This is a genomic window from Bacteroides luhongzhouii (genome assembly GCF_009193295.2).
In the GTDB taxonomy this organism is placed as follows: domain Bacteria; phylum Bacteroidota; class Bacteroidia; order Bacteroidales; family Bacteroidaceae; genus Bacteroides; species Bacteroides luhongzhouii.
Genome location: NZ_CP059973.1, coordinates 2,529,556 through 2,542,069, shown reverse-complemented (window position 1 = coordinate 2,542,069; position 12,514 = coordinate 2,529,556). Strand labels below are relative to the sequence as shown.

The 12,514-nt window shown below is 42.8% G+C and carries 12 protein-coding genes; 11 read left to right on the top strand and 1 reads right to left on the bottom strand.

The window, feature by feature from the left end:
* Positions 1-20 precede the first annotated feature (20 nt).
* Positions 21-1,625, bottom strand: coding sequence for a SusR family glycan utilization regulator (locus GD631_RS09175; protein ID WP_143259146.1), 1,605 nt, complete (start codon positions 1,623-1,625; stop codon positions 21-23).
* A gap of 261 nt (positions 1,626-1,886) precedes the next feature.
* Here GD631_RS09175 and GD631_RS09170 point away from each other — a divergent pair, with 261 nt between their 5' ends.
* From GD631_RS09170 to GD631_RS09120, 11 genes are all read left to right on the top strand, one after another.
* Positions 1,887-2,264: a hypothetical protein gene (locus GD631_RS09170; RefSeq protein ID WP_143259145.1), complete on the top strand. Its 378-nt coding sequence runs from the start codon at positions 1,887-1,889 to the stop codon at positions 2,262-2,264.
* A 118-nt stretch (positions 2,265-2,382) separates the two neighbouring features.
* The gene (locus tag GD631_RS09165; protein ID WP_004312114.1) at positions 2,383-2,733 is read left to right on the top strand and encodes an NADH-quinone oxidoreductase subunit A; all 351 of its coding nucleotides are present in this window, start codon (positions 2,383-2,385) and stop codon (positions 2,731-2,733) included.
* Positions 2,724-3,326, top strand: coding sequence for an NADH-quinone oxidoreductase subunit B (locus GD631_RS09160; protein WP_004301465.1), 603 nt, complete (start codon positions 2,724-2,726; stop codon positions 3,324-3,326). The genes GD631_RS09165 and GD631_RS09160 overlap by 10 nt, the downstream gene beginning before the upstream one ends.
* 27 nt (positions 3,327-3,353) lie before the next feature.
* On the top strand, positions 3,354-4,946 hold the full coding sequence (locus GD631_RS09155) for an NADH-quinone oxidoreductase subunit D (RefSeq protein WP_143259144.1): 1,593 nt from the start codon (positions 3,354-3,356) through the stop codon (positions 4,944-4,946).
* Between the two features lie 132 nt (positions 4,947-5,078).
* Positions 5,079-6,155 (top strand): NADH-quinone oxidoreductase subunit NuoH, encoded by a 1,077-nt coding sequence (nuoH, locus tag GD631_RS09150; protein WP_143259143.1) that lies wholly within the window; start codon positions 5,079-5,081, stop codon positions 6,153-6,155.
* A gap of 12 nt (positions 6,156-6,167) precedes the next feature.
* Positions 6,168-6,656 carry a 4Fe-4S binding protein gene (locus tag GD631_RS09145; RefSeq protein ID WP_004305338.1) on the top strand — a complete coding sequence of 163 codons (489 nt, stop codon included), beginning with the start codon at positions 6,168-6,170 and terminating at the stop codon, positions 6,654-6,656.
* Between the two features lie 2 nt (positions 6,657-6,658).
* Positions 6,659-7,171 carry an NADH-quinone oxidoreductase subunit J family protein gene (locus GD631_RS09140; RefSeq protein WP_143259142.1) on the top strand — a complete coding sequence of 171 codons (513 nt, stop codon included), beginning with the start codon at positions 6,659-6,661 and terminating at the stop codon, positions 7,169-7,171.
* 32 nt (positions 7,172-7,203) lie between these two features.
* The gene (gene nuoK / locus GD631_RS09135; protein WP_004301460.1) at positions 7,204-7,512 is read left to right on the top strand and encodes an NADH-quinone oxidoreductase subunit NuoK; all 309 of its coding nucleotides are present in this window, start codon (positions 7,204-7,206) and stop codon (positions 7,510-7,512) included.
* A gap of 126 nt (positions 7,513-7,638) precedes the next feature.
* Entirely contained in the window at positions 7,639-9,528 is a 1,890-nt protein-coding gene (nuoL, locus tag GD631_RS09130; RefSeq protein ID WP_143259141.1) for an NADH-quinone oxidoreductase subunit L, read from the top strand.
* Between the two features lie 13 nt (positions 9,529-9,541).
* Positions 9,542-11,026, top strand: a complete 1,485-nt coding sequence (locus tag GD631_RS09125) for a complex I subunit 4 family protein (RefSeq protein ID WP_143259140.1) — start codon at positions 9,542-9,544, stop codon at positions 11,024-11,026.
* 37 nt (positions 11,027-11,063) lie between these two features.
* Complete coding sequence (locus GD631_RS09120; RefSeq protein ID WP_143259139.1) at positions 11,064-12,503, top strand: NADH-quinone oxidoreductase subunit N; 1,440 nt, start codon at positions 11,064-11,066, stop codon at positions 12,501-12,503.
* Positions 12,504-12,514 lie beyond the last annotated feature (11 nt).

Here is a 12,514-nt window from a genome sequence, read left to right as displayed (position 1 = left end):
TTTTGGTAAACCGGATAGAATCATTTTTGAGACAAAGAACCAAGTTTTTTTACCTCTTCTTCAAAGATATTACTATCAAGAGTGGACATTCTCTTCACTTTACTCTTATAATTATAAATTGTCTGCACAGAATAATGTAAAAATACAGCGATCTGTCCAACATCGGTAATTCCTAATCGAATCAATGCAAATATGCGTAATTCTGTATTCAGTTGGTCTTTTTCCAATTTATAGCGTTCCTCCGGTTTCAACAAAGAATTGAACTCTTCCACAAAGTTAGGATACAATTTAAGGAACGCTTTATCAAAGTTCTGATAAAGCCCTTCAAGTTCCTTTTCAAAAGGACGAGAAGATGATTTATACAAATCATCAATCTGTCCGGTCTTGATTTTCCTGTTCACATTCTTCCTGTACTCATCGAGTTTATTAATATAAACAGCACATTGATTCATAAAATACCCCACATACTTTTCTTTAATCAAATTAGCTTCGTCGAGATTCTTATTCAACCCGACCAATTCCTCATTCATAGCTTTCAGATGCCGCTTAGCCCGGGATACAATTTTTGTTTGTTTATATGTAAAATACAGGGTGATAGCAAGAGCTACCACAAACAAGCTAGTCAGAAATATATAAAAACGAAGGTTCTGCTTTTGTTTTTCCAACCGGATCAAGTACGTATTTTCAATAATCGGATGGATACGGGCAATTACTGTATTCTTAAAACGGGAATTATAGAAGATGGCATCATCCAACGCTACCTTAATATAATTATAAGCCCTGTCTATATCTCCTTTATGATACAAATTAACTGCCAATGTCAATAATGCCTCATTCTCTTTTACAGCCAGTTTTGTATCTGTCATAGCAGCCAGCATTAAAAACTTTTCTTCCAATGCATAATTTCCGATCAACCGATAAGCCCTGGCAAGTCCCATAGCCATCATAGCATATCCATGAGAGGACGGCTCCTGCTTATCATATATCTCTGTCAAAATCAGAAGAGCTTCTTTTGTACTCCCTTTATCTTGAAGTTTCACCGCTTTTTCTTTTCTATATTCATCCGACTGGTCAAATAAGATGCTCATCACCGTATCCCGATAAGCTTCTTTTTCCGATATATACTCGTTTGAAAATCGTACATCATCCGTGTATTTAATGAGATTTTCATAATAACGTATACGATTCCAGCAATACAAAGCTTTTAAATGATCGGGTAAATCCGGACATTTTATCGACTTAAAAATATCATTAGCTTGAATAAACAAACCGGATAAGGAATAGACAAAAGCCAACCGGAGTTGCTCTTCCAAAAGATATTCTTTATTACCGATTGTTTTTGCTATATCAATATTCTCATGAATATATTGTTCTGCCGAATCGCAGACAAAGGTCTCATATTGGTGGATAATCTCTTTATTTAAATTATATATATCCTCCAACGAATCAAGGCCAACCTTCTTTTTCTTTAATTCTTTTATGGTCGCTTCTTTTTTCTGGGTATATATCAAACGTTCAGAAATCACTTTGTCCAATACCTTCAACAAAGAATCATTCTCACTATCTGCATAGAGATAAAACAAAGAGTTTAGAAGGAAAAATGTAAACCAAAGTGTGCGTTTCATAATAGTGTATTCTTTCTTAATCTGCAAAAAAATGTATTTTCTTTGTGTAATTCATAAAAAAGAACGTAAATCATCTTTTTTATTGCATCTTTTAACAAATGATGGTAAAAAGATTACCTTATTCCAAAACTATATCTGTGAAACTATGCGGGCTAAAAAACGCATCTAAAAGAAGCGGAGTTAAAAAAAGCTTTTTTGCCATACGGACTTTGCAAAAAGTATAAATATTAGTTCTATATTTGCAGCCGTTAAAAGAGAAAGATGAAACAAAGCTTAAAATTCGGACTACTGTTAATATTGGCTTTGCTCATCCATTGTGCAACTAACGGAACAATGGAAGATATGTGCAAAGTTGCCTCCCCGACTTATCGGCAGGAGAGATGCTATGTATCGCAGGATCGTCCGGTTCAAAATGCTTTAGAACGTCTTTACAATCTTTATACGACCCAATCCTGCGATATGAGCCATACAGATGTTGCACATGTTCCAACAGATAAAAGTATGCTTTTGTTAATCGCTTATTTCTGCGACCATTACAAACGTCAAAGCCCGCCTCACCCTGTCTCGTCCCATTCTCTTACATACTATTACGATCCTATCTCCTATTATATATATGGGTTGAGAAAAATTGTTATTTAGCCTACAGTACAGTAGACTCTTTTACTCGTCATCTATTACAGTTGGTTTTATTCTCCATAGGACGAATAGACTAATTGTTTATTTCTATATAATATTCAATCTAAACAGCTATTGAATTATGAATTTTACGTTTTTAGTTGTTGTTTTACTGACAGCGCTTGCTTTTGTCGGTGTAGTAATAGCCCTTTCGCGTGCTATCTCTCCCCGTTCATACAATCTGCAAAAGTTTGAGGCTTATGAATGTGGTATACCGACACGTGGCAAATCATGGATGCAGTTCCGTGTAGGCTACTACTTGTTTGCCATCCTATTCCTTATGTTCGATGTCGAAACAGCTTTTCTGTTTCCGTGGGCGGTAGTTATGCGCGACATGGGACCACAGGGACTTATTAGTGTTCTCTTCTTCTTTATCATTTTAGTTCTGGGTCTTGCTTATGCCTGGAGGAAAGGAGCTTTGGAATGGAAATAACCAAAAAGCCAAAAATAAAATCTATTCCGTATGATGAGTTTATCGACAATGAATCATTGGAAAAGTTGGTCAAGGAACTTAATGCAGGAGGAGCCAATGTTGCCCTCGGAGTACTTGACGACTTTATCAACTGGGGACGCAGCAATTCACTGTGGCCGCTTACCTTTGCAACCAGTTGCTGCGGTATCGAATTTATGGCACTGGGTGCCGCGCGTTATGACATGGCCCGCTTTGGGTTTGAAGTAGCACGTGCCAGTCCGCGCCAGGCTGATATGATTATGGTATGCGGAACAATCACCAATAAAATGGCTCCGGTACTGAAACGACTCTATGACCAGATGCCCGACCCGAAGTATGTGGTTGCCGTAGGCGGATGCGCTGTCAGCGGAGGTCCTTTCAAGAAGTCCTATCACGTAGTAAACGGAGTGGACAAGATTCTTCCGGTAGATGTATATATTCCCGGATGCCCGCCACGTCCTGAAGCATTCTATTATGGCATGATGCAATTGCAACGCAAAGTGAAAATAGAAAAGTTCTTTGGTGGAGTAAACAGAAAAGAGAAGAAACCGGATTATTTAAAAAATGAAGAATGATTCTACATTCTGTAATTTAAAGGATTTATGCAAGAAATACAATTTATAGCTCCTGCAGCGTTACACGACGAGATGCTGCGCTTGCGAAATGAAAAACAGATGGACTTTCTCGAAAGCCTCACCGGTATGGACTGGGGAGTAGCCGATGAGAAAGACGCTCCGGAAAAACTCCGCGGCTTAGGCGTAGTCTACCATCTGGAATCTACCATTACAGGCGAACGGATAGCACTAAAAACAGCGACAACCAACCGCGAGCTACCGGAAATTCCATCTGTCAGCGACATCTGGAAGATAGCCGACTTCTACGAACGTGAAGTTTTCGATTATTATGGTATCACCTTTGTTGGTCATCCTGACATGCGCCGGCTGTATCTGCGTAACGACTGGATAGGTTATCCAATGCGTAAGGATAACGATCCGGAAAAGGATAACCCACTGTGCATGACCAATGAAGAGACGTTTGACACGACTCAAGAAATAGAACTGAACCCGGACGGAACCATCAAGAACAAAGAGATGAAGCTGTTCGGTGAAGAAGAATATGTAGTCAACATCGGTCCGCAACACCCGGCTACTCATGGTGTAATGCGCTTCCGTGTTTCTCTGGAAGGTGAAATCATTCGTAAAATTGATGCAAACTGCGGTTATATCCACCGGGGTATCGAAAAAATGAATGAAAGCCTCACTTATCCTCAAACATTAGCATTAACAGACCGTCTGGACTATTTGGGTGCACATCAGAATCGTCACGCATTGTGTATGTGTATTGAAAAAGCCATGGGCGTTGAGGTCAGCGAACGTGTGCAGTACATCCGTACCATTATGGATGAGTTGCAACGTATCGACTCTCACTTGCTGTTCTACTCTTGTCTTGCTATGGACTTAGGAGCATTGACAGCATTCTTCTATGGATTCCGTGACCGTGAGAAGATTCTCGATATCTTTGAAGAAACTTGCGGCGGACGCCTGATCATGAACTACAATACGATTGGCGGTGTACAGGCTGATCTTCACCCTAACTTCGTCAAACGAGTAAAAGAATTCATTCCTTACATGAGAGGAATCATCCACGAATATCACGATATATTCACAGGTAATATCATCGCACAGAGCCGTATGAAAGGCGTCGGTGTGTTAAGCCGTGAAGATGCCATCTCTTTCGGTTGTACCGGAGGTACAGGCCGTGCATCAGGATGGGCGTGTGACGTACGTAAACGGATGCCATACGGTGTATATGACAAAGTCGATTTCAAAGAAATCGTTTATACGGAAGGTGACTGCTTTGCCCGTTACCTGGTGCGTATGGATGAAATCATGGAAAGTCTGAACATCATCGAGCAATTAATAGACAATATTCCCGAGGGACCTTATCAGGAGAAGATGAAACCTATCATCCGTGTTCCGGAAGGCAGTTACTATGCTGCAGTAGAAGGAAGTCGTGGTGAATTTGGTGTCTTCCTGGAAAGTCAAGGTGACAAAACGCCTTACCGCCTGCACTACCGTGCTACGGGATTGCCGCTTGTTGCTGCAATTGACACCATCTGCCGGGGAACGAAGATTGCCGACTTAATTGCTATTGGCGGAACAATAGATTATGTCGTTCCGGATATTGATAGATAAAAAACAAATATTAAAAACAAGTATTAAGTAACAAGTATTAAGTAGTAACCGACAATATGACGCAAGAGATCATTTTTCGCATGGAATTAATATTTAATACTAAAAAAACCAATACTTAATTATTAAGAATATATGTTCGACTTTAGTATAGTAACAAACTGGATACATGAGCTACTGCTCTCCATTATGCCGGAGGGATTAGCCATCTTTATAGAATGTGTAGCTGTCGGCGTGTGCCTCGTAGCACTGTATGCCATCCTGGCTATCATATTGATCTACATGGAGCGTAAGGTCTGCGGTTTCTTCCAGTGTCGTCTTGGCCCGAACCGTGTTGGTAAATGGGGTTCTATCCAAGTGGTCTGCGACGTACTCAAAATGATGACCAAAGAAATTTTCATGCCGAAAGGTGCCGACCATTTCCTCTACAATCTTGCTCCATTCATGGTGATTATCGCTTCATTCCTGACATTCGCTTGTATTCCTTTTAATAAAGGTGCGGCGATTCTGGACTTTAATGTGGGCGTGTTCTTCCTGTTGGCAGCTTCCAGCATTGGAGTTGTCGGTATTTTGTTGGCCGGTTGGGGTAGTAACAACAAATTCTCTTTGATCGGTGCCATGCGAAGCGGTGCACAGATTATCAGTTACGAACTTTCTGTTGGCATGAGTATCATGACGATGGTAGTGCTGATGGGAACAATGCAATTTTCTGAAATCGTAGAAGGACAAGCCGATGGCTGGTTTATCTTCAAGGGACATATTCCTGCAGTCATTGCTTTCATCATCTATCTGATTGCCGGAAATGCAGAATGTAACCGCGGACCGTTCGACCTTCCTGAAGCGGAAAGTGAACTGACAGCCGGATATCATACTGAATACTCCGGTATGGGTTTCGGTTTCTTCTATCTGGCAGAATACTTGAATCTGTTTATCGTAGCCAGTGTTGCCACCACTATCTTCCTGGGAGGATGGATGCCGCTGCACATCGTTGGTTTGGATGGATTTAACACTGTAATGGATTATATTCCGGGCTTTATCTGGTTCTTCGCCAAAGCATTCTTTGTGGTATTCCTTTTGATGTGGTTCAAATGGACTTTCCCACGTTTGCGTATCGACCAGATCTTGAATCTGGAATGGAAATATCTGGTCCCAATTTCTATGGTAAATCTATTATTAATGGCATGCTGCGTAGCTTTCGGCTTCCACTTTTGATAAATGAAAATTATGGAATATAAAGATAAAAAATATACGTACTTAGGTGGTCTGGTGCATGGCATCAGTACACTGGCAACGGGTATGAAAACCAGCATCAAGGTATACTTCCGTAAGAAAGTGACCGAGCAATATCCCGAAAACCGGAAAGAGCTGAAAATGTTCGACCGTTTCCGTGGTACGCTGAATATGCCCCACAATGAGAATAATGAACATCGCTGTGTAGCTTGCGGACTGTGCCAAATGGCTTGTCCGAACGATACAATCAAAGTGACCAGCGAAACCGTCGAAACAGAAGATGGAAAGAAAAAGAAAATCCTGGCAACCTATGAATATGATCTGGGTGCCTGTATGTTCTGCCAGCTCTGTGTCAATGCTTGTCCGCACGATGCCATCACGTTCGATCAGAACTTCGAGCATGCAGTCTTCGACCGGACGAAACTTGTCCTGAAGTTGAATCACGACGGTAGTAAAGTAATAGAAAAGAAAAAAGAAGTTTAGATATGGGATCAACACTTGAAACAGTAGTATTCTACTTTTTGGCAGCATTTATTATTGCTATGTCCATCATGACGGTGACTACCCAACGTATCGTACGCTCGGCTACCTACCTGCTCTTCGTGCTCTTCGGCACGGCTGGCATCTATTTTTTGCTGGGTTACACCTTTCTGGGTTCCGTTCAGATAATGGTTTATGCCGGTGGTATCGTCGTTCTTTATGTATTCTCCATCCTGTTGACCAGCGGAGAAGGTGACCGAGCCGAGAAAGTGAAACGAAGTAAGTTCCTGTCCGGGCTCATCACAATGATTGCCGGTTTAGCAATTATCCTGTTTATCACGTTGAAGCATAATTTCATGCAGACAGCTAATCTTGCCCCGCATGAGATTAACATTCATGCTATCGGGAACGCCCTGCTTAGCAGTGACAAATACGGCTATGTATTGCCTTTTGAAGCTGTCAGTATCTTGTTGCTGGCTTGTATCATCGGTGGTATCATCATTGCACGTAAAAGATAAATAAGTATTAACTATCAAAATAGAGTTCGAATATGATACACATGGAATATTATCTGGTAGTTTCTACCATCATGATGTTTGCAGGAATCTATGGATTCTTTACCCGCCGCAACACGCTGGCCATCCTGATTTCTGTAGAGTTAATGCTGAATGCCACGGACATCAACTTCGCCGTGTTCAACCGTTTTCTCTTTCCGGAAGGAATGGAAGGCTACTTCTTTGCACTCTTTTCCATCGCCATCTCGGCTGCGGAAACAGCAGTAGCCATTGCCATCATGATTAACATTTATCGTAACCTCCGAAGCATCCAGGTACGCAACTTGGACGAGCTGAAGTGGTGATTTGTTTCATGCCTTGGAACAAGGTGTTCCACACCGGGAAACAAAACGTATGGTCCGAGTATAGCAATGAAATATTACGGGACCAAGAGCAAATAATAATAAATCAAGTAATAAAAATAAAACTGTATGGAACTAACAATTCTAATACTCCTTCTTCCTTTCTTCTCCTTTCTCATATTGGGAATTGGAGGTAAATGGATGTCCCACCGGACAGCGGGTACAATCGGTACGCTGATACTGGGAGCAGTAGCAGTACTATCCTACGTTACAGCTATCCAATATTTCTCCGCTCCACGACTGGAAGACGGAACATTCGCCACACTGATACCTTACAACTTCACGTGGCTTCCTTTTACAGAGACCTTACACTTCGATTTGGGCATCTTGCTCGATCCTATATCAGTAATGATGTTGATCGTCATCTCTACAGTGTCACTGATGGTACATATCTACTCTTTCGGTTACATGAAAGGAGAAGTCGGTTTTCAACGCTATTACGCTTTCCTATCCCTGTTTACCATGTCTATGCTGGGATTGGTCGTCGCAACCAACATCTTCCAGATGTACCTTTTCTGGGAGCTGGTGGGTGTAAGTTCTTACCTGTTAATCGGTTTTTATTATACAAAACCGGCTGCCATCGCTGCTTCCAAAAAAGCGTTTATTGTTACTCGCTTTGCTGACTTGGGCTTCCTGATCGGTATCCTGATTTACGGATATTATGGCGGCACATTCGGATTCACCCCGGATACGGTATCCTTGATTAGCGGTGGAGCTTCCATGCTTCCGCTGGCTCTCGGATTGATGTTTGTCGGCGGTGCCGGTAAAAGTGCCATGTTCCCATTGCATATCTGGTTACCGGATGCCATGGAAGGTCCTACTCCGGTCAGCGCATTGATTCATGCGGCTACCATGGTAGTTGCCGGTGTATATCTGGTGGCACGTATGTTCCCACTTTTCATTGCATATGCACCGAATACGCTGCATATGGTTGCCTGGGTAGGTGCATTTACAGCATTTTATGCAGCAAGTGTGGCTTGCGTACAATCAGACATCAAACGTGTACTGGCTTTCTCTACCATTTCACAGATTGGTTTCATGATGGTAGCCCTGGGTGTTTGTACTTCTATGAATCCGCACGAAGGAGGTTTGGGCTACATGGCTTCCATGTTCCACCTTTTCACACATGCCATGTTTAAGGCATTGCTCTTCCTCGGCGCAGGTAGCATTATTCATGCCGTACATTCTAATGAAATGTCCGCTATGGGAGGTTTACGCAAATATATGCCGATCACCCACTGGACATTCCTGATTGCTTGTCTTGCTATTGCCGGTATTCCTCCATTCTCGGGCTTCTTCTCGAAAGATGAAATTCTGGCTGCTTGCTTCCAATACAGCCCTGTAATGGGATGGGTGATGACAGTCATCGCTGCAATGACTGCTTTCTATATGTTCCGTCTTTACTACGGTATTTTTTGGGGAAAAGAAAACAAAGAACTCCATGCACATCACACACCACATGAAAGTCCGCTGGCTATGACTTTCCCATTAATGTTCCTGGCAGTAGTAACTTGTGGAGCAGGATTTATTCCTTTCGGACATTTCATTAGTTCGAATGGTGAATCTTACTCTATCCATCTTGATCTGTCAGTAGCTATTACAAGTGTTGTTATTGCGGTTATTTCGATTGCGATCGCTACATGGATGTACAGGAATGCGAAACAGCCTGTTGCCGATTCATTGGCAAAACGATTCAAAGGTCTACACAACGCAGCCTACAATCGCTTCTATATTGATGATATCTACCAGTTTATTACGCATAAGATTATCTTCCGCTGCATCTCTACTCCTATCGCATGGTTCGACCGTCATGTAGTGGATGGATTCTTTGACTTCCTGGCATGGGCCACCAACACAACAAGCGACGAGATCCGTGGTTTGCAGAGTGGTCAGGTACAACAATATGCGTATGTGTTCCTTTGCGGTGCACTGGCACTTATCCTACTATTAATCTTATAAAGCACAGAACGATATGAATTTCTTATCAATATTCGTACTTATCCCCTTATTGATGCTGGCCGGACTCTGGGCAGCACGAGGAATCAAAGCCATCCGGGGGGTTATGGTTACTGGCGCATCGGCACTTCTGATTGCCTCCGTCGTACTTACATTCCTGTATCTGGGAGAGCGTAGCGCCGGAAACACGGCAGAAATGCTTTTCCGTGCAGATACGCTTTGGTATGCCCCGCTTCACATATCTTATTCAGTAGGTGTTGACGGAATTTCGGTAGCCATGTTGTTATTGTCTGCTGTCATCGTATTCACCGGTACATTCGCTTCCTGGCGTCTGCAACCGCTGACGAAAGAATATTTCCTCTGGTTCACCCTGTTGTCTATGGGAGTATTCGGATTCTTTATATCCATTGATTTGTTCACCATGTTCATGTTCTACGAAATTGCGTTGATACCGATGTACCTGTTGATTGGTGTATGGGGATCAGGACGTAAAGAATATGCAGCGATGAAACTGACCCTTATGTTGATGGGCGGTTCCGCTTTCCTGTTGATCGGTATTCTCGGAATCTATTTCGGCTCGGGGGCAACCACCATGAACCTTCTTGAAATTGCACAGTTGCACAACATACCTTTTGCACAGCAATGCATTTGGTTCCCGCTGACTTTCCTCGGCTTCGGTGTATTGGGCGCGCTTTTCCCGTTCCACACATGGAGTCCTGACGGTCACGCTTCCGCCCCGACTGCCGTATCTATGCTTCATGCCGGAGTATTGATGAAACTGGGAGGTTACGGATGTTTCCGTATCGCCATGTATCTGATGCCGGAAGCAGCCAACGAACTTTCATGGATATTCCTGATATTGACAGGTATCTCTGTAGTTTACGGTGCATTCTCCGCTTGTGTACAGACCGACTTGAAATATATCAATGCTTATTCATCCGTATCTCACTGCGGACTGGTTCTTTTCGCCATTCTGATGCTGAACCAGACAGCAGCAACAGGAGCAATTCTTCAGATGCTTTCACACGGATTGATGACAGCCTTGTTCTTTGCTCTGATCGGTATGATATATGGACGTACACACACACGTGACGTTCGCGAACTTGCCGGTTTAATGAAAATCATGCCGTTCCTTAGTGTATGTTATGTGATTGCCGGTCTTGCCAACCTCGGTCTGCCAGGATTAAGTGGTTTCATTGCCGAAATGACCATCTTCGTCGGCTCTTTCCAAAATAACGACCAGTTCCACCGCGTACTGACTATCATCGCCTGTTCTTCGATTGTGATTACCGCAGTCTACATCCTGCGTCTGGTAGGTAAGATTCTATACGGAACCTGCACCAACAAACATCATCTCGAACTGACTGATGCAACTTGGGACGAACGTGTAGCCGTTATCTGCCTCATCGTTTGTGTTGCCGGACTAGGTATGGCTCCATTCTGGGTTAGCCACATGATTGGTGAAAGCGTATTACCAGTTGTCTCACAACTAATCCCCTAACTCATAAATCATAATTCTTAATTCATAAATAAACAAGATGGATTATTCACAATTTCTATATATGCGAGAAGAGCTGTCGCTCATAGCTGTTTTACTGCTGCTATTTCTAGCTGACCTCTTCATGAGTCCGGATGCACACAAAAATAGTGGGAAAGCACGCCTGAACACAATGTTGCCCGTTATTCTGATGGCTATCCATACGGCTATCAACTTGATCCCGGGGACTGCTGCCGATGCCTTCGGCGGTATGTATCACTATGTACCGATGCACACAGTTGTTAAATCAATCCTGAACGTCGGTACACTGATTGTTTTTCTGATGGCGCACGAGTGGATGAAACGAGAAGATACTTCATTCAAACAAGGAGAATTCTATGTACTTACACTCTCTACCTTGTTTGGTATGTACCTCATGATTTCCGCCGGACATTTCCTGATGTTCTTCATCGGACTCGAAACAGCTTCTATTCCAATGGCAGCATTAATAGCCTTCGATAAATACCGTCATAACTCTGCCGAAGCAGGTGCCAAATACATTCTGACAGCTCTTTTCTCCAGTGCATTGCTGTTGTTTGGCCTGTCAATGCTCTATGGTTCTGCCGGAACTCTTTATTTCGATGACCTCCCTGCCCATATCGACGGAAATCCGTTACAGATCATGGCATTTGTATTCTTCTTCACAGGAATGGCATTCAAGTTATCACTGGTTCCGTTCCACTTATGGACAGCAGACGTTTACGAAGGCGCTCCGAGTGCAGTTACCGCTTATTTGAGTGTTATATCAAAAGGATCGGCAGCATTTGTATTATTGGCTGTCCTTATCAAAGTATTCGCTCCAATGATCAATGACTGGCAGGAAGTACTTTACTGGGTAACCATCGCTTCTATCACTATTGCCAATATATTTGCTATCCGTCAGCAAAATCTGAAACGCTTGATGGCGTTCTCCAGTATTTCGCAAGCGGGATACATTATGTTGGGCGTTATCGGAGGTACAGCACAGGGCATGACAGCTTTGGTATATTACGTACTAGTGTACGCTGCTGCCAACCTCGGAGTATTTGCCGTAATTACCATCGTGGCATTACGCAGTCAGAAATTCACGCTTGAAGATTACGCAGGACTTTATAAAACAAATCCGAAAATCGCTTTCCTGATGACCTTGTCTCTGTTCTCATTGGCAGGTATTCCTCCATTTGCCGGATTCTTCTCTAAGTTCTTTATCTTCATGGCTGCTTTCGATGCAGGTTTCCACTTGCTGGTATTCATCGCATTGGTAAATACAGTGATTTCGTTGTATTACTATCTGCTGATTGTAAAAGCAATGTATATCACTCCTTCCGACAACCCGATTCCTACTTTCCGCAGCGACCGTTGCACAAAATGGGGACTGGCACTTTGCACGCTGGGTATTATCGGACTAGGTATCGCAAGTATCGTATATCAGTCTATTGATAAACTGTCGTTCGGAATTTAAACGAACTACCT

What these genes read in the sequence shown, in the direction of transcription:
- nuoL (WP_143259141.1), top strand. Translation starts at nt 7,639, where the DNA reads ATGGAACTAACAATTCTAATACTCCTTCTTCCTTTCTTCTCCTTTCTC.
- nuoH (WP_143259143.1), top strand. Translation starts at nt 5,079, where the DNA reads ATGTTCGACTTTAGTATAGTAACAAACTGGATACATGAGCTACTGCTC.
- GD631_RS09175 (WP_143259146.1), bottom strand. Translation starts at nt 1,625, where the DNA reads ATGAAACGCACACTTTGGTTTACATTTTTCCTTCTAAACTCTTTGTTT.
- GD631_RS09125 (WP_143259140.1), top strand. Translation starts at nt 9,542, where the DNA reads ATGAATTTCTTATCAATATTCGTACTTATCCCCTTATTGATGCTGGCC.
- GD631_RS09165 (WP_004312114.1), top strand. Translation starts at nt 2,383, where the DNA reads ATGAATTTTACGTTTTTAGTTGTTGTTTTACTGACAGCGCTTGCTTTT.
- GD631_RS09140 (WP_143259142.1), top strand. Translation starts at nt 6,659, where the DNA reads ATGGGATCAACACTTGAAACAGTAGTATTCTACTTTTTGGCAGCATTT.
- GD631_RS09120 (WP_143259139.1), top strand. Translation starts at nt 11,064, where the DNA reads ATGGATTATTCACAATTTCTATATATGCGAGAAGAGCTGTCGCTCATA.
- GD631_RS09160 (WP_004301465.1), top strand. Translation starts at nt 2,724, where the DNA reads ATGGAAATAACCAAAAAGCCAAAAATAAAATCTATTCCGTATGATGAG.
- GD631_RS09145 (WP_004305338.1), top strand. Translation starts at nt 6,168, where the DNA reads ATGGAATATAAAGATAAAAAATATACGTACTTAGGTGGTCTGGTGCAT.
- GD631_RS09155 (WP_143259144.1), top strand. Translation starts at nt 3,354, where the DNA reads ATGCAAGAAATACAATTTATAGCTCCTGCAGCGTTACACGACGAGATG.
- GD631_RS09170 (WP_143259145.1), top strand. Translation starts at nt 1,887, where the DNA reads ATGAAACAAAGCTTAAAATTCGGACTACTGTTAATATTGGCTTTGCTC.
- nuoK (WP_004301460.1), top strand. Translation starts at nt 7,204, where the DNA reads ATGATACACATGGAATATTATCTGGTAGTTTCTACCATCATGATGTTT.